The 16209-nt window shown below is 71.3% G+C and carries 12 protein-coding genes; 4 read left to right on the top strand and 8 right to left on the bottom strand.

The annotated features are described in order from the left end of the window. Positions 1-105: 105 nt before the first annotated feature. Entirely contained in the window at positions 106-1917 is a 1812-nt protein-coding gene (locus ACSBPH_RS08605) for a sulfatase (protein ID WP_442577173.1), read from the bottom strand. Between the two features lie 71 nt (positions 1918-1988). Here ACSBPH_RS08605 and ACSBPH_RS08600 point away from each other — a divergent pair, with 71 nt between their 5' ends. Continuing rightward, the gene (locus ACSBPH_RS08600; protein ID WP_442577172.1) at positions 1989-4412 is read left to right on the top strand and encodes a glycoside hydrolase family 2 TIM barrel-domain containing protein; all 2424 of its coding nucleotides are present in this window, start codon (positions 1989-1991) and stop codon (positions 4410-4412) included. Positions 4413-4586: 174 nt separating this feature from the next. Here the strand turns inward: ACSBPH_RS08600 and ACSBPH_RS08595 are convergent, their stop codons facing one another. Then, positions 4587-5960 (bottom strand): MFS transporter, encoded by a 1374-nt coding sequence (locus ACSBPH_RS08595; RefSeq protein ID WP_442577171.1) that lies wholly within the window; start codon positions 5958-5960, stop codon positions 4587-4589. After that, positions 5957-6409, bottom strand: coding sequence for a MarR family winged helix-turn-helix transcriptional regulator (locus tag ACSBPH_RS08590; protein WP_442577170.1), 453 nt, complete (start codon positions 6407-6409; stop codon positions 5957-5959). Before ACSBPH_RS08590 ends, ACSBPH_RS08595 begins: the two co-directional genes overlap by 4 nt. A gap of 105 nt (positions 6410-6514) precedes the next feature. Here ACSBPH_RS08590 and ACSBPH_RS08585 point away from each other — a divergent pair, with 105 nt between their 5' ends. After that, positions 6515-7363: an alpha/beta fold hydrolase gene (locus ACSBPH_RS08585; RefSeq protein WP_442577169.1), complete on the top strand. Its 849-nt coding sequence runs from the start codon at positions 6515-6517 to the stop codon at positions 7361-7363. Between the two features lie 111 nt (positions 7364-7474). On the opposite strand, the gene ACSBPH_RS08580 is transcribed toward ACSBPH_RS08585, so the two are convergent. Then, a complete protein-coding gene (locus ACSBPH_RS08580; protein WP_442577168.1) occupies positions 7475-9049 on the bottom strand; it encodes a DEAD/DEAH box helicase in 1575 nt (524 codons plus the stop codon). A gap of 237 nt (positions 9050-9286) precedes the next feature. Between ACSBPH_RS08580 and ACSBPH_RS08575 the strand changes: the two genes are divergently transcribed. Together ACSBPH_RS08575 and ACSBPH_RS08570 are read left to right on the top strand one after the other, a co-directional pair. After that, the gene (locus tag ACSBPH_RS08575; protein WP_442577167.1) at positions 9287-10336 is read left to right on the top strand and encodes a lipoyl protein ligase domain-containing protein; all 1050 of its coding nucleotides are present in this window, start codon (positions 9287-9289) and stop codon (positions 10334-10336) included. Beyond that, entirely contained in the window at positions 10333-11427 is a 1095-nt protein-coding gene (locus ACSBPH_RS08570) for a DNA-methyltransferase (protein ID WP_442577166.1), read from the top strand. The genes ACSBPH_RS08575 and ACSBPH_RS08570 overlap by 4 nt, the downstream gene beginning before the upstream one ends. Positions 11428-11439: 12 nt before the next feature. Here ACSBPH_RS08570 and ACSBPH_RS08565 read toward each other — a convergent pair whose 3' ends face one another. From ACSBPH_RS08565 to galK, 4 genes are all read right to left on the bottom strand, one after another. Next, on the bottom strand, positions 11440-12966 hold the full coding sequence (locus ACSBPH_RS08565) for a carboxylesterase/lipase family protein (RefSeq protein ID WP_442577165.1): 1527 nt from the start codon (positions 12964-12966) through the stop codon (positions 11440-11442). Beyond that, positions 12963-13565 (bottom strand): TetR/AcrR family transcriptional regulator, encoded by a 603-nt coding sequence (locus ACSBPH_RS08560; protein WP_442577164.1) that lies wholly within the window; start codon positions 13563-13565, stop codon positions 12963-12965. Before ACSBPH_RS08560 ends, ACSBPH_RS08565 begins: the two co-directional genes overlap by 4 nt. 178 nt (positions 13566-13743) lie before the next feature. After that, complete coding sequence (locus ACSBPH_RS08555; RefSeq protein ID WP_442577163.1) at positions 13744-14580, bottom strand: alpha/beta fold hydrolase; 837 nt, start codon at positions 14578-14580, stop codon at positions 13744-13746. A gap of 484 nt (positions 14581-15064) precedes the next feature. Then, positions 15065-16204, bottom strand: a complete 1140-nt coding sequence (galK, locus tag ACSBPH_RS08550) for a galactokinase (protein WP_442577269.1) — start codon at positions 16202-16204, stop codon at positions 15065-15067. Between the last annotated feature and the right edge of the window lie 5 nt (positions 16205-16209).

Genomic DNA, 16209 nt, shown 5'->3' with positions numbered 1-16209 from the left:
AACGCCTTCTCTGCTGGCTGGCGTGGTCGACCTGATGTCTGGAAAAGCCCAGGTAAAAAGCAAATACTGCTCGCTCTCCCATGCCGAGGGCGTCGACTGTTCCGGTCAGTGCGCCGGCGTGGCTCCGGCGTCTCTAGGCCCATGCGGCGGGCCGATCACTGCCACGAGCTGCGACTCGAGCTCGTCGAGCCGCTCCTTCTTGACCTGCGGCATCGCGGCGGTGAGCATGATCGGAGTCATGCCCGCGAAGTAGCGCCCGAACGAGTCGTTGCGCGTCGCGGGGAACGCTTCCCGGATCAGATCCCGGGTCCGCTCGTCGTCGAGAAGGTGGCCGATCGGCGTGCTGACGACGTACGCGCCGCGGGGGAAGTCCGAAATGAGCGGCACGGGCGAGGATGACGCCTGGACGCTGTGCCATTGCCGCTTCACCAGCAGATGCTCCTCGGTCACGGCGCCCGCTGCGGGGAGTCCGAGGCGCTCGTACTGCTCGAGTGGGGCATCGCTGTCCCGCATGTCACGGACGAGCAGTTCGACCATCCGCCTCTCGAGGGTGGGGTCCGACAGGGGATTGCGCTGGTCGGGATCCTCGACCAGGTCGTAGAGGAGGGTGCCGTAGGCCGCAGGGCTGCCGGCGGGGACCGCGGGGATCTTGAGCACCCGGACGTCCTTCGTGAATGAGAACGGCTCGGCCAGGTTGAGGTCGCGCAGTTCCTCGACGAAGAATCTGCTGCGCATGTGCGTCGGCATGAGCGTGTACTCATAGAGCGGCTGGTTCTCGTCGGTGACCGAGGCCCGCATGTACACGTAGCGCCCGTCCGTCACGCTCACATGAGAGCCATGGACGCCGAACAGTGCCGTGTCGCGGACGGGGGAGTCGTCGGCGGCGACGTCGCGGAGGGGCCGACCCTGCATGTCGGGCGTCGGCGAGACGCCGAAGAAGTCCAGCAGAGTGGGCGCGATGTCGATCGTTGCGACGAGGCTCGAGCGACGCTCGTCCTTCTTGCCCGCCCGGGGGTCCCACAGGAAGAGCGGGGTGTGGATGCTCTCGTCGAACCAGGGCATGACGCTCTTGCCCCACCAGCCGTGCTCGCCCAGCAGGAATCCGTGGTCGGTGTTGACGATCAGCATCGTGTCGTCCCACATGTCGTGCTCGTCCATGAAGTCGAGCACGCGCCCGAGCGACCGGTCGCACATCGAGACGAGCGCGAAGTACTCGGCCCGCACGGCGTCGACCGTCTCGTCGTCCTCGATGACGCGCCGATACGACGGCCAGTCGTAGATCCGGTCATCGTTGCGGGCAGGGTAGAGCTCGCGGTAGCGCTCGTAGCTGAAGAACGGCTCGTGCGGATCGAAGGTCTCGATCTGCAGGAACCAGTCCTGCTTGTCGGAGTTCGTCTCGAGGAAGTGGAGTCCCGCGTCGAAGGTGAGCGTCTGCGGGTGGTCGAGCTCGTCGGTCAGATAGAGCCGGTTGACCCAGTCCTGGCGGGTGAGGAAGTTGTCGCCGTTGCCGGTCGGCGGCGGGGTCACGCCGCCGACGTGTCCCTTCCAGGGATCGCCTTCCTGCCCGCGGAAGAACTCGAAGGTGCTGTAGCGGGCGTGGTACGTCGCTCCGCCATCCTCCCAATAGTGCTGGTGGTCGGTCGCCAGATGCGTGTGGACTCCGTTGTTCTTCAGGATCTCGGGCATCGAGTCGTCGAAGGGCTCGAGCGGCCCCCATGAGCGATGGAGGAAGTTGTAGCGGCCTGTGTGGAGCTCGCGCCGAGCCGGCATGCAGGGCATGCTGCCCGCGTAGCAGTTGTCGAAGGTCACGCTCAGGCGTGCCAATCGCTCGAAGTTGGGTGCTTCGATCTCGCTCGCGCCGAAGTTCGGTAGGAGGCGCCGATTGAGGCTGTCGAACATGACCATGATGGCTCGCATGAGAATCTCCGATGATTGTCGATGTTCCTAAAATCTAGCGATCACTCGGGTTTCTGTATATAACGGGACTCATGATCCGCCTGCACTTCGCCGACGGCTGGACCGTCGGTCCCAAGCTCGGTGCCTTCGAGACCCCCGAACCCGGCCAGGAGCCGCAGCCGGTCAGGCTGCCCCACGACGCCGTGCGCGACCTCCCGCGCTCGGCCGACTCGCCGCAGGGCGTGCACGCCGGCTACTACCCGGGCGGCGTCTTCGAGTACGCGAAGACCTTCGATGTGCCGGGGCAGTGGCGGGACAAGACCGTGCAGCTCGAGTTCGAAGGCGTGTACCGCGACGCCGTCGTGCTTCTCAACGGCGAGTTCGTCGCCCATCGTCCGAACGGCTACACCGGCTTCACCGTCGATGCCGACGCCTATCTCCGCTTCGGCGAGGTCAATCGCATCACGGTCGAGGCGCGCTCGCACAAGGACAGCCGGTGGTATTCCGGCGCCGGCATCTACCGTCCCGTCCACCTCGTCGTCGCCGACCCCGTGCACATCCCGCTCGGCGGCGTGCGGGTGACGACCCCCGACATCGACGCAGGGCAGGCCGTCGTGGCCGTCGCGACCACCGTCCGCAACGCCACGCGGCACACCCGCCAGACGCGGGTGCACTGGTCGGTCATCTCGCCCGACGGCGTCGAGGTCGCCTCAGGCACCGCGCCCGTCACAGTGCTGCCCGGCGAGCCGGCGACCGGCCGAGTGCGTCTCTCCGTCGCCGCGCCCGCGCTGTGGAGCCCCGAGACCCCGGCGCTCTACACGCTGCGCACGACCCTCACGACGGGCGAAGAGGTTCTCGATTCCGACACGACGGTGTTCGGCATCCGTTCGCTGCAGGTGGATCCGCAGCACGGCCTGCGCATCAACGGGCACACCGTCAAGCTCCGCGGCGCGTGCGTGCACCACGACAACGGCGCGCTCGGTGCCGCCACGATCGGCGCAGCCGAGGATCGCCGCATCCAGCTTCTGAAGGCCGCGGGGTTCAACGCGATCCGCAGCGCGCACAATCCGGCGAGCCGCGCGATGCTCGAGGCGTGCAACCGCCACGGCGTGCTCGTCATGGACGAGCTGACCGACGTGTGGACCGAGTCCAAGACCGGGTTCGACTACTCGCTCGCCTTCCCGGAGTGGTGGCAGGCGGATGCCGCGGCCCTCGTCGCGAAGGACGTCAACCATCCGAGCGTCATCATGTACTCGATCGGCAACGAGATCCTCGAGGTCGGCACGCCCATCGGAGCGGCCTGGGGGCGACGCCTCGCCGAGGAGATCCGGCGTCTCGACAACACCCGCTTCGTCACCAACGGCGTCAACGGGATCATCGCGAACCTCGATCGCATGGCCGACGCGCAGGCGGAGCTCTCGGCCAAGGATCCGAACACCATGATGGCCGAGATGGGCGAGCAGATGGCGCTCATGAACGCCTCCGATCTCGTCTCCCGCTCGATCGAGGAGTCCGCGTCGGTGCTCGACATCGTCGGCTTCAACTACGGCGACTCGCGCTATGAACAGGATGCCGCGGCCTACCCGAACCGCGTGATCGTGGGCTCCGAGACCTTCCCCGCCCGTATCGACGCGCTGTGGGCGCTCGTGGAGCGCTTTCCGCACGTCATCGGCGACTTCACGTGGACCGGCTGGGACTACCTCGGCGAATCGGGCATCGGCCGGGTCGACGACACCGACGTGGACGGCTACACGGCCACGGGCACGGCGGGGCCGTACCCGTATCTCCTCGCCGAGTGCGGCGACATCGACATCACGGGGCACCGCCGCACGGTGTCGTATTGGCGCGAGATCGTCTTCGGCCTGCGCGCCGAGCCCTTCATCGCCGTGCACCGTCCGCAGCGCCACGGACGCCCGACGGCGCGGACGCCCTGGTCGTGGGACGACTCGGTCGCGTCGTGGTCGTGGGATGCCGCTCCCGGCGCCCCCGTCACCGTCGACGTCTTCGCCGCCGCCGACGAGGTCGAGCTGCTGCTCGACGGCTCGTCGCTCGGCGTCGCCGCGGTCGGTGAGCACAAGGGGTTCCTCGCCCGGTTCGAGACGGAGTACCGGCGCGGCGAGCTCACCGCCGTCGCCCGCCGAGGCGGGAGGGAGGTCGGCCGGCACACGCTCCGCACCGCCGACGGGCCGGTGCGCCTGGCAGCCCGCGCCGAGGCGGACCGGATGGGGACGGATGCCGATGCCCTCGCATTCGTGGCCGTCACCCTCGAGGACGCCGCCGGCGTCGTGCCGTGCGACCGCGACGTCGTCGTGACCGTGACGGTCGCCGGCCCGGCCCTGCTGGCCGGCCTCGGCACGGGCCGTGCCCGCACGGAGGAGTCCTTCGCGGGCCCGTCCGTCACGACCTACGACGGGCGAGCGCTCGCGCTCGTGCGGCCGACCGGCCCGGGGCCGATCACGGTCTCGGTCTCGGCGGAGGGCTTCGCCGAGGCATCCGTCTCCCTCTCCGCCTCCTGACCCGCTCCCGAACCGCCCCTGTCGCGACTCCGCCGCCGCGCCGCGAAACTTCACAAACGGTGGCCCACGCGCCGCGCCGGGCACCGTCTGCGAAGTCTCGCGGTCGGGGCAGACCCGGAAAAGACTGCGACCGCTGCACGAGACGGCGCAGCGGTCGCAGAGCAGGGGGCGAGGTCAGGCCCGGCGGGGCTCGGCCTTCGCGATGGGCTCGGCCGCCCGGCCGTCCAGGGGCAGGCGGATCGGCGTCGTCCCGGCGACCTCGTCGCTGAACTCCTCGGGGGCCGGGCCCACGACCTGCAGCGGCCGGGTCTCGTCGATCGTGAGGCGGAACCGGCTCGACTCGTGGCGACGGACGCGGCCGGAGGACAGCATCCAGACCGCTCCGACGGCGAAGGCCGCGACGGCGGCCGCGGCGCCCAGGAGGATCGCCGCGCGCGGCCCGTACTCGGCCGCGACCCAGCCGACGATCGGAGCGCCGATGGGCGTGCCGCCCATGAGGATCGCCATGTACAGCGCCAGCACGCGGCCGCGCAGCGCCGGATCGGTCGTCGTCTGCACGTAGCCGTTCGCGGTCGTGAGCGTCGTGACGACGGCGAAGCCCGTGACCATGAGCGTCGCGGCGTACAGCCAGTACGTCGGCATGAAGGCCGAGACGGCGCCGGCGACGGCGAACAGGGCGGTGCCGGCGACGACGACGCGGATGCGGGCGCGGTCGCGGCGCGCCGCGAGCAGGGCGCCCGTCAGCGAGCCGATCGCCAGGATCGAGCTGAGGAGGCCGTACCCGTCGGCGTTCTGCCCGAACTCGAGCGCCATCGTCGACGCGAAGATCGGGAAGTTCATGCCGAAGGCGCCGAGGAGGAAGACCATCGCGAAGGCGACCATGAGGTCGGGTCGCTTGCCGACGTAGCGGAAGCCGTCGGCGAGCCGCCCGGCGCCGGCCGCCTTGGCGCGCGGCACGAGCTCGCCCGGGCGGATGAGCACGAGCGCGACGAGCATCGCCAGGAACGTCACGCCGTTGACGAGGAACACCCAGCCGGTGCCGACCGCGACGATGACGACACCCGCGACGGCGGGTCCGATCATGCGGGCTCCGTTGAAGGATGCCGCGTTCAAGGCGACCGCGTTCGACGCGTTCTCGCGCGACACGACGTCGGAGACGAAAGCCTGTCGCGCCGGGTTGTCGAAGGCGGCGATGACGCCGAGGGCGAAGGCGAAGGCGTACATGAGCGGCAGCGTCATGACGCCCATGAGGATGAGCACGCCGATCGTGACGCCGACCACGAGCAGGAGGCTCTGCGTGATCGCGAGGAGCTTGCGCCGCTCGAAGCGGTCGGCGACCCAGCCGGTGACGCCCACGAGAAGGAGCGGGGGCGCGAACTGCAGCGCCATGGTGACGCCCATCGCGCCCGCGTCGTTGTCGGTGAGCTCGGTGAGCACGACCCAGCTGAGGGCGGTCGCCTGCATCCACTGCCCGACGTTGGAGATGAGCGCGCCGAAGAACCAGATGCGGTAGTTGAAGACCGAGAACGAGCGGAACATCGCACTCATAGGGCGGCCACCTCGCGCATGATCTCGGCGGCCTCGCGGAGGATCGCGCGCTTGTCGTCGGGGAGGGCCGTGATGGCGGCCTCGAGCCAGGCGTCGCGGCGACGGACGGTCTCCTCGACGACGTCGAGGCCTTCGCCGGTCAGCGCGATGTTCACCTTGCGACGGTCGCGCTCGTCGGGCGTGCGGGTGAGCCAGCCCGACTCCTCGAGGCAGTTGACCGTGCGGTTCATCGAGGGGGCCGATACGCGCTCGCGCTCGGCGAGCTCGCCCAGAGTGTGGGGCCCGTGGACCTTCAGCGTCGCGAGCACGGCGAACTGGCCGTCGCTCATCGTGTCGATCGCGCGCTGTGCGCGCAGGCGCCGGGCGAGGCGGAAGGTGGCGATCCGCAATTCGGATGCTTCGGTCGCGAGCTCTGGGGTGGCGGGGGCAGCGGTCGCAGTCGTCTTCATCCTGGTCGTTAGCGTAGCTCATTAGCTTTGCTAAACGAAATGCGGGGTGACCGCGAGCGACCCGGGGAGCGCGGCATCGGGGTCCGCCTCCCTAGACTCGTCCGCATGCCCGAGTTCATCGATGCGCACGGCATCGCGATCGTCTACGACGTCCATCCCGCGAAAGCCGCGCCGCGCGGGGTCGTGCAGCTCCTGCACGGAGTCGGCGAGCACGCCGGGCGCTACGCCGCCCTCATCGAGCGGCTCACGGCGGAGGGCTTCACGGTCTACGCCGACGACCATCGCGGTCACGGCCGCACGGGTATGAAGCAGCACGGCGACGAGGCGAAGCTCGGGCGTCTCGGCCCGGGCGGGCACCGCGCGGCGGTCGCGGCCGTGTGGCAGTTCACGCAGCTCATCCGCGACGAGAATCCGGGGCTCCCGCTCATCCTGCTCGGCCACTCGTGGGGCTCGTTCCTCGCGCAGATCCTCGTGAACGATCATCCCGAGGCCTACGACGCGGTCGTCCTTTCGGGCTCGGCTCTGCGCTGGCCCGGTTCGCTCAATGCGGGCGATCTCAACGCGCCCTGGAAGGCGAAGGACGCCAAGGGCACCGAGTGGCTCTCGTCCGACCTCACCGTGGGCGACGCGTTCCTCGATGATCCGCACGCCACGACCGTGCCCCTCGCGAGGCTCTTCGGCCCGATCGAGGCCGCGCGCCTGTTCGGGCGCCCGCGCAAGGACCTCGGCCGCGACATCCCGATCCTGCTCATGGTCGGACGCGACGACACGGTCGGCGGCCCCCGGAGCGTGCATCGCCTCGCCGACGCGTACCGCACGCGCTCCAAGCTCACCGACATCACGACGCTCGTCTACCCGGGCGCGCGGCACGAGATCTTCAACGAGGTCATGCAGGAGGACGTGCGGGGCGACCTCGTCGCGTGGCTCGACGCGCGGTTCCCGGCACGCGACTGACGGATGCCGGAGGGCGACCGATCGCGCCGGGTGACGGATGCCGGAGGGCGACCGATCGCGCCGGGTGACGGATGCCGGAGGGCGACGGATGCCGCGCCCTCCGGCTGTGCGTCAGCCCCGCGCGCGGCGACCCGGCGTGCGGGAGCTGCGGCGGATCTCGGCGACGGTGCTGCCCGTCGTGAACTTCTGAGCGCCCGAGGCCGGACGCCCGGTCGCGGGCTGGGCGCTGCGCTTCGCGCCGCCCGGCTGCTGCTTCGCGGCGTGCTGCTTGGGTGCCTGCTTCGACACGGCGTCGCTCGACCGGCCGGAGCCGCCCTGGCGGGCACCCTGACGCGAGGACTGGTCTGTGGCCTGCCCCGAGCCGGTGCCTGCGCCGCGACGACGGCGCGAGCCGCCGTTGCCCGACGCGGCATCGCCGGCCGCGCCCGCCGAGCGCTGGCCGCCGGAGCGCCGACCGCCGCCGCCCTGAGCAGCCGGCCGCTGCGCGGGGGCCGCCGAGGGGGTGACGTGCGGAGCGGGGTCGCCGACCAGCTCTGCGACCGAGGCGTGCGAGGCGGTGACGGCCTCGAGGGGAGCGGCGACCTGCGCCTTGCGGAGGAGGTCCTTGACCTCGCCGCGCTGCGCGTCGATCGCGACGGTGACGACGACGCCTTCGGCGCCGGCGCGCGCCGTGCGGCCCGAGCGGTGCAGGTACGCCTTGTGCTCGACCGGCGGGTCGACGTGCACGACGAGCTCGACATCGTCGACGTGGACGCCGCGCGCGGCGACGTCGGTTGCGACGAGCACGCGAACGCCGCCCTTGTCGGCCGGGGCGCCGAATGCGGCGAGGTTGCGCTCGCGCGCGCCCTGCCCGAGGTTGCCGTGCAGGTCGACGGCCGGGATTCCCGACGCGGTCAGCTGCTTGGCGAGCTTCTTGGCCTGGTGCTTCGTGCGCGTGAAGAGGATGCGACGGCCGCGCCCCGAGGCGAGGTGGCGCACGAGGTCGGACTTCTGCTCGGAGTGCACCACGAAGACGCGGTGGGTCATGACGCCCTGCGGCACCGACTCCTCGTCGACCTCGTGCAGAACCTCGTCGCGGAGGAAGCGCTTGACCAGCGAGTCGACGCCGCGGTCGAGCGTCGCGCTGAAGAGCATGCGCTGGCCGCCCTGCGGGGTCGCGGTGAGGATGCGCGTGACGCCCGGGAGGAAGCCGAGGTCGGCCATGTGGTCGGCCTCGTCGAGCACGGTGATCTCGACGGCGGAGAGGTCGGCGACCTTCTGCTTCATGAGGTCCTCGAGGCGGCCGGGGCAGGCCACGACGATGTCGACACCGGAGCGCAGCGCCTGCTCCTGAGGCTTCTGGCTGACGCCGCCGAAGATCGTCGTGACGGTCAGGCCCGCGGCATCCGCCAGCGGCTTGATGGTCTCGGCGATCTGCGTCGCGAGCTCGCGCGTCGGCGCGAGGACGAGACCGCGGGGGCGGCCGGGGGTGCGGCGGGCGGCGAAGGCTCCGGAGAGGCGCGCGACCAGCGGAAGCGCGAACGCGATCGTCTTGCCGGAGCCGGTGCGGCCGCGGCCGAGCACGTCGCGACCGGCGAGGGAGTCGGGGAGGGTGTCGCGCTGGATGGCGAAGGGCTCCGCCTTGCCGGTGGCGGCCAGGACGGAGCAGAGAGCCTCGGGCACGCCGAGGTCGAGGAAGGTAGGCATAGAGGTGCTTTCAGGGAGAGACGCGCAGGCGAAGGCCTGAGCGAGAAGGGGCGACAGCGCGGCCGCAAGCGATGGGGCACGCACTCTGGATCGCCGATCGAAAGGACGTCGGGCACAGAAGGCCGCAATCATGACGTCGACGCAGCGGCGAGAAGCCGCGCACCCAGGCTATCAGTCCGAAACCGAGCGGAGCTGTGCGCCCGCCGGGCGGGCGGCACGCGCCTCTAGGCTGAGGGCATGCACGGCGAATACAAGGTGCCCGGCGGAAAGCTCGTCGTCGTCGATCTCGAGGTGCGTGACGGCAGGATCGCCGACTTCCACCTCGCGGGAGACTTCTTCCTCGAACCCGACGACGCGCTCCTCGACATCGACGCCGCGGTGAACGGCCTGCCGGTGGAGGCGGATGTCGCGACCATCGCCGCCGCCGTGCGCTCGGCCCTCCCCGAGGGGGCGCAGCTCCTGGGCTTCACGCCCGAATCCGTCGGCACGGCCGTGCGGCGCTCGCTCGTGACGGCGCCGGGATGGCGCGACTTCGAGTGGGAGGTCGTTCACGACCACCCCGTCTCTCCGCGCATGAACCTCGCCCTCGACGAGGTGCTGACGGGCCGCGTCGGCGACGGCCGCCGCAAGCCGACGCTCCGTGTGTGGGAGTGGAACGAGTCCGCCGTCGTCATCGGGTCGTTCCAGTCGTACCGCAACGAGGTCGACCCGGAGGGGGCGAAGCGCCACGGCTTCGACGTCGTGCGCCGGATCTCGGGCGGCGGGGCGATGCTCATGGCGGCGAACTCGATCGTGACCTATTCGCTCTACGTCCCGGCATCCCTCGTCGCGGGGATGACCTTCGCCGACTCGTACGCCTTCCTCGACGACTGGGTGCTGCAGGCGCTGCGCTCGCTCGGGATCGAGGCGACGTATCAGCCGCTCAACGACATCGCGAGCCCGCACGGCAAGATCGGCGGCGCCGCCCAGAAGCGCCTCGCCAACGGCGGGGTGCTCCACCACGCCACGCTCAGCTACGACATGGACGGCCAGGTCATGACGGAGGTGCTGCGCATCGGCCGCGAGAAGCTCAGCGACAAGGGCACCGCCTCGGCGGCCAAGCGCGTCGATCCGCTGCGCAGCCAGACCGGTCTTCCGCGCGAGGCGATCATCGCGCGCTTCATCGACACCTTCACGACCCTCTACGGCGCGACCCCCGGGCACATCACCGACGAGGAATACGCCGAGGCCGAAGCCCTCGTCGAGTCGAAGTTCTCGACCGACACGTGGCTGCACCGGGTGCCGTGACCGATCCGCAGCCGCAGGGCCGCGTCTGGATCCACGAGGGCGACAACCTCGAGATCGTGCGCGGCTTCGACGGGGGCTCCTTCACCCTCGTCTACCTCGACCCGCCGTTCAACACCGGCCGCGTGCGTCAGCGCGTCGTCGAGACGGCCCGCTCCACCAAACCCGTGAACCTCCACCTGAGCGCCGAGAGCGCGGGTGGCACCCACGGTCTCGGCGCTCAGATGGAGGCTCACGGGTCGGACGGGGCGGGGCCGGGCGGAACCGGCGGGTCGGACGGAACCGGCGGGTCGGGCGGAACCGGCGGGTCGGGCGGGGCCGCCGGGTCGGGCGGGGCCGGAGGGTCGGGCGGGGCCGCCGGGTCGGGCGGGGCGGGGCCGGGCGGAACCGGCGGGGCGGAGGGGGTCGTGCGCCGCGGCTTCCACGGGCGGGACTACGAGCGGCTGCGGGGCGACCTCCGCGCCTACGACGACCGATTCGACGACTACTGGGGGTTCCTCGAGCCGCGGCTGCTCGAAGCGTGGCGCCTGCTCTCGCCCGACGGGACGCTGTACCTCCACCTCGACTACCGCGAAGCCCACTACGCCAAGGTGCTGATGGACGCGCTCTTCGGGCGGGAGCGGTTCCTCAACGAGCTCATCTGGGCGTACGACTACGGCGCGAAGACCCGCCGCCGCTGGCCCACGAAGCACGACACGATCCTGGTCTACGTCAAAGACCCCGCGCGGTACTGGTTCGACTCCGAGTCGGTCGACCGCGAGCCGTACATGGCCCCGGGCCTCGTCACGCCCGAGAAGGCCGAGCGCGGCAAGCTCCCGACCGACGTGTGGTGGCACACGATCGTCCCGACGGCGGGTCGCGAGAAGACCGGGTATCCGACGCAGAAGCCCGAAGGCATCCTCCGTCGCATCATCCAGGCCTCGACGAGGCCCGGCGACCGCGTGCTCGACTTCTTCGCGGGAAGCGGCACGACAGGTGCCGTCGCGTCGGCGCTGGGGCGCGACGCCGTGCTCGTCGACGACAACCCCGACGCGATCGCCGTCATGAGGGCACGGATGCCGCATGCCGTCGCATCCGGGATCGACGCCGGCTGACGCCCGGCCGCGTCAGACCAGCGGGCGCACGCTCGCGTAGCCGTCGGCCAGCACCTCGGGGGCCGAGGGATCGCCGCCGAAGACCCGCGTCTGGCCGTCGCGCCACGGAGCCCACCCCGGGTCGGACTCGCGCACGAACGCCGCAGCGGACCCGTGCAGCTCGGCGGCGAGCGAACGCGGCGGGTCGTCGCCCGCGAGGGCGGCCACGCCGTCGGCGTCGAGGCAGTCGAACCAGAACGGCACGTCGAGGCAGTGCAGCGCCCACGTCCGCGTGGGCGAGGGCCACGCGAAGCGGTAGACCCAGGTGGGCGCGGACCCGGCCGCCTCCGTGCGCGCCTCGGCCGTGCGCACGACGCCGGACCGGAAGACGCGGTCGGTGACGAAACGGCCGATCATCGCCGCCGTCCCCTTGCGCCGCTGCGGGCCGTTGGCCGCGAGGTAGGCGCGACGCGTGCCCCGCGGGACGCGCAGCTTGGCCAGCGCGAGCCCGACCGGGATGAACCGCAGCGTCTTGCGCGCGGAGTCGGTCGCCATCGTGAACTCGTCGTCGGTCGTCCCGAGCACGAGGGGCTTGCCGGCGCCGACACCCGACCGGATCGAGGCGACGGTCGGCTGCGTGAGCAGATCGCCGTCGATCATGGGTCCCCAGGGGAGCCCCTCGTCGAGGATCGCCTGAACCCCCGCCATCCGGTCTCGAGAATCGGGGTTCGAGGCCTCCTCCTGCAACGAGTGCAGCCGATCCTCGCCCACCGACGCGAAGCCGTCGCGTGTCGGCGCGACGCCGGCCAGGTTGGCGAGCTTGGCCGACAGGGTGCGGGCGCGCTCGGCCGCGACATCCCCCAGCGCGGGGGAGAGCGCCCACGCGGCATGGAAGAGGTGCTGAGCCGCCGGCATGCCGACGAGGGTGAGCACAGCACCGCCGCCCGCCGACTGGCCGGCGATCGTGACGCTGCCCGGGTCGCCGCCGAAGGCCGCGATGGCGGTCTGCACCCATTCGAGCGCGGCCAGCCAGTCGCGCACGCCGCGGTTGCTCGGCGCGCCCACGATGTGGCCGAAGCCGTCGAAGCCGAGGCGGTACGAGATCGTGACGGTCACGACGCCGTCGCGATTGAAGGCGCGGCCGTCGTACCAGGGGCTCGCCGGCGAGCCGGCGACATACCCGCCGCCGTGGATGTAGACGAGGACGGGCAGCCCGGCCGCGCGGTCGCCGGGGCGCGGCGTGTAGACGTTGACGTTGAGCGTCGCGTCGCCCGGCACGGAGGGCTCGGGGATGAGCGTGGGCCCGAGGTCGCCGCGCTGCGCCGTGGCCCCGTACTCGCGGGCGTCGCGCACCCCTTCCCAGGGCTCGGGGGCGACCGGGGCCGCGAAGCGCAGATCGCCGACGGGTGCTTGAGCGAAGGGGATGCCGAGGAACGCGGCGGATGCCCCGGCTTCGCCCGCCGCACCGCGCCACGATCCGCGGACCCGTCCGGGGCCGATCTCGACGACGGGGTCGTCATCCGTCACGTCCTCGACGTGCGCGGCGTGGGGGTCTGTCACGGCTGCTCTCCTGTCTTCGGGCGAGGGTCGAGGGCGTCGAAGAGTGCCGACACGGTGGCCGCCATGTCGATCGACGGATCCTGCATCCACTGGAGCTGCAGCCCGTCGGCGACGGCCTGCAGCACCCGCGCCAGCGTCTCCGCGTCCATCCGGTCGGTCAGCTCGCCGCGTGCCTGCTGCTCCCGCAGCGTATCGACGAAGTTGGCGCGCAGCGACGCGCCGCGTTCGAGGAAGTACTTGTGTGCAGGATGCTCCGGATCGGCCGCGTCGACCGCCATCCGGGAGAAGAGCTGCACGAGCCCGGGAACCTCGGTGTTGTGGCGGATGATCCCGATGAAGCCGTCACGGAGGTGGTCCGGAGCCGAGCCGTCGCCGAACTGCCGCGAATCGACCTCGTCGCGCTTGCGCAGGATCTCGGTGAAGAGATCCTCCTTGCTGTCGAAGTAGTGCAGCAGGCCCGCTTGGCTCAGGCCCACGGCATCCGCCAGCTCCTTGACCGACGCGCCGCGGTACCCCTCTCGGGCGATCACCTCGAGGCCGCGCTCGAGGATCTCCTCCCGCTTCGCGACGCCCTTCGCATAGGAACCTCGTCGTGCCATGAGACGAGTAAACCGAACATCGCTTGATTTCTCAAAACCGAATGCCGCATGGTTTTGCTTGCTCTCGGGATACACCCGCGCCGCGCCGCGGCGGTAGCGCTTCGTGCGAAGACGACGGATGCCTCGGCACGTGCTGTGGCGAGGCATCCGTCGTCTTGTCGTGAGGGGTGCCGGGGGGTCAGCTCCGGACGAAGGCCAGAAGGGCCTCGTTCACCTCGTCGGCGTGCGTAAGCAGCATGCCGTGCGGGGCGCCCTCGATCTCGACGTAGGTCGCTTCGGGAAGGAGCGCGGTGAAGCGGCGCGCGGTCGCGTCGATCGGCAGGATGTTGTCGGCGGTGCCGTGGACGATGAGGGCGGGCACGTCGATCTTGGGGATGTCGGCGCGGAAGTCGGTCGGCCACGCGAGGGGCGACAAGGCGATCGCGCTGTTGCCCATCTGGTTGGCCACCTGCACGCTGGCGTCGACGGCCTCCTGCGAGATGCGCGAGCCGAGGTTCTCGTCGAGGTTGTAGAAGTCCTTGTAGAACCCGGTGAGGAAGGCCCAGCGGTCGTCGGCGACGGATGCCGCGATGCCGTCGAAGAAGTCCTGCGGGCCCGCGCCGTCGGGGTTGTCGTCGGTGATGAGGAGGTACGGCTCGAGCGAGCCGAGGAACGCGGCCTTCGCCACGCGATCGCTGCCGTAGGTCGCGATGTAGCGCGCGACCTCGCCCGTGCCCATCGAGAAGCCGACGAGGATCGCATCCTGCAGGTCGAGCTCGATCATGAGGGCGTTGAGGTCGGAGGCGAAGGTGTCGTAGTCGTAGCCCCCGCCCGTCTTTGTCGACTGGCCGAAGCCGCGGCGGTCGTACGCGATGACGCGGTGGCCTTCGTCCAGCAGCGCGGCCGTCTGCTTGCGCCAGGATTCGCCGTTGAGCGGGAATCCGTGGATGAGCACGACCGGCTGGCCGGAGCCCTGGTCGGTGTAATACAGCTTGACTGCGACCGAGTTCTCGGTCCCGACGGTGATGTATGCCACGCTCGCTCCTCTCGGGCCGGGGACGGATGCCTCGGCTCCACCTTCGACGCTAAGCCCGCCGCCCTTCCCGTGCCAGCCCTTCCACCCCGCCGCGCCGTTCGTGGACCCGCCCTTCCCGTGCCAGCCCTTCCACCCCGCCGCGCCGTTCGTGGACCCGCCCTTCCCGTGCCAGCCCATGCGCCCGGCCGGGTCCCTCGTCGGCCCGCCCGTCGTGCCCGTGGCGCCCGTGCCGTGTCCTGACGCCCGGCCGGGTCCCTCGTCGGTCCGGTCCCTCGTCGGTCCGCCTGTCGTGCCCGTGCCGGGTTCTGACTGTGAGCCTCCATCTGCGCGCCGAGACCGTGGGTGCGCCCCACGGTCTCGGTCGTCAGGTGGAGGCTCACGGTTTCGCGCGACCGGGGCCTGGCCCGGGACCGGGCCGAGGTCGGGGCCGGGCCGGGGCTCGGGGCGGGGTCGGGGCCCCGGGGCGGGGGCCGGGCCGGCGGGGTCAGGCGTCGCGGCGGGCGCCGGCGGAAGGGGTGACCGTGAAGACGTGGGGCGCGCGGAAGCCGGATGCCTCGAACGCGGCGGCCGCGGCATCCGTCACCGCCTGCACATCGGCATGCGGCACGAGCGCGATCGCGGCACCGCCGAAGCCGCCGCCGGTCATGCGCGCGCCGATCGCGCCGGCGCGAAGCGCCGCCTCGACGGCCGTGTCGAGCTCGGGCACCGAGATCTCGAAGTCGTCGCGCATGGAGGCGTGGGACGCGACGAGGAGGTCGCCGATGGCGCGCGGACCCTCCTCGCGTAGCACGCGGACCGTGTCGAGCACGCGCTGGTCCTCGGTCACGACGTGGCGCACGCGGCGGAAGGTGACGTCGTCGAGCAGCGTTGCGGCGCGCGGGAGATCGTCGACCGTGAGGTCGCGCAGGGCCGGCACGCCCATCGTGCGCGCGCCGAGCTCGCACGCGGCCCGGCGCTCGCGATAGCCGCCGGTCGCGTGCGAGTGCTCGACCTGCGTGTCGATCACGACGAGCGCGAGCCCCGCCTCGGCGAAGCCGAGGTCGACCACATCGGTGTCGAGGCTGCGGCAGTCGAGGAAGATGGCGGCGTCGGGCTGGCCGAGCATCGAGGCCATCTGGTCCATGATCCCGGTCGGCGCTCCGACGGCCTCGTTCTCGGCGAGGCGCCCGGCCTGGGCGAGGGCGACGCGGTCGAGGCCGAGTCCCCACGTCTCGTTGAGCGCCGACGCCACCGAGCCCTCGATGGCGGCCGACGATGACAGCCCGGCGCCCACCGGCACCTCCGAGGCGATCGCGAGGTCGACGCCGGTCACCGCGTCGGCGGCGACACCGGTCGTGCGAAGGAGCGCCCAGGCGACCCCGAGCGGGTAGGTCGCCCACTCCGGCACGTCGCCGCGGCGGTCCGGGAAGAGGTCGTCGAGCTCGTCGAGCGCGACCTCGGCGACGGCGCCGTCGAACGTCGACGCGACCCGGATGCGCCCGTCCTCCCGCGTGTCGAGGGCGACGAAGGTGCGCCGGTCGATCGCGAACGGCAGCACGAAGCCGTCGTTGTAGTCGGTGTGCTCGCCGATGAGGTTCGCGCGGCCGGGCGACGACCACACGCCGGCCGGATCAGCGCCGGTCATCTCGG

The sequence above is a fragment of the Microbacterium sp. F51-2R genome, from assembly GCF_052180235.1.
Lineage (GTDB): Bacteria > Actinomycetota > Actinomycetes > Actinomycetales > Microbacteriaceae > Microbacterium.
Note: the sequence above shows the minus strand (reverse complement) of the source record. Positions and strands in the feature narration are given on the sequence as shown.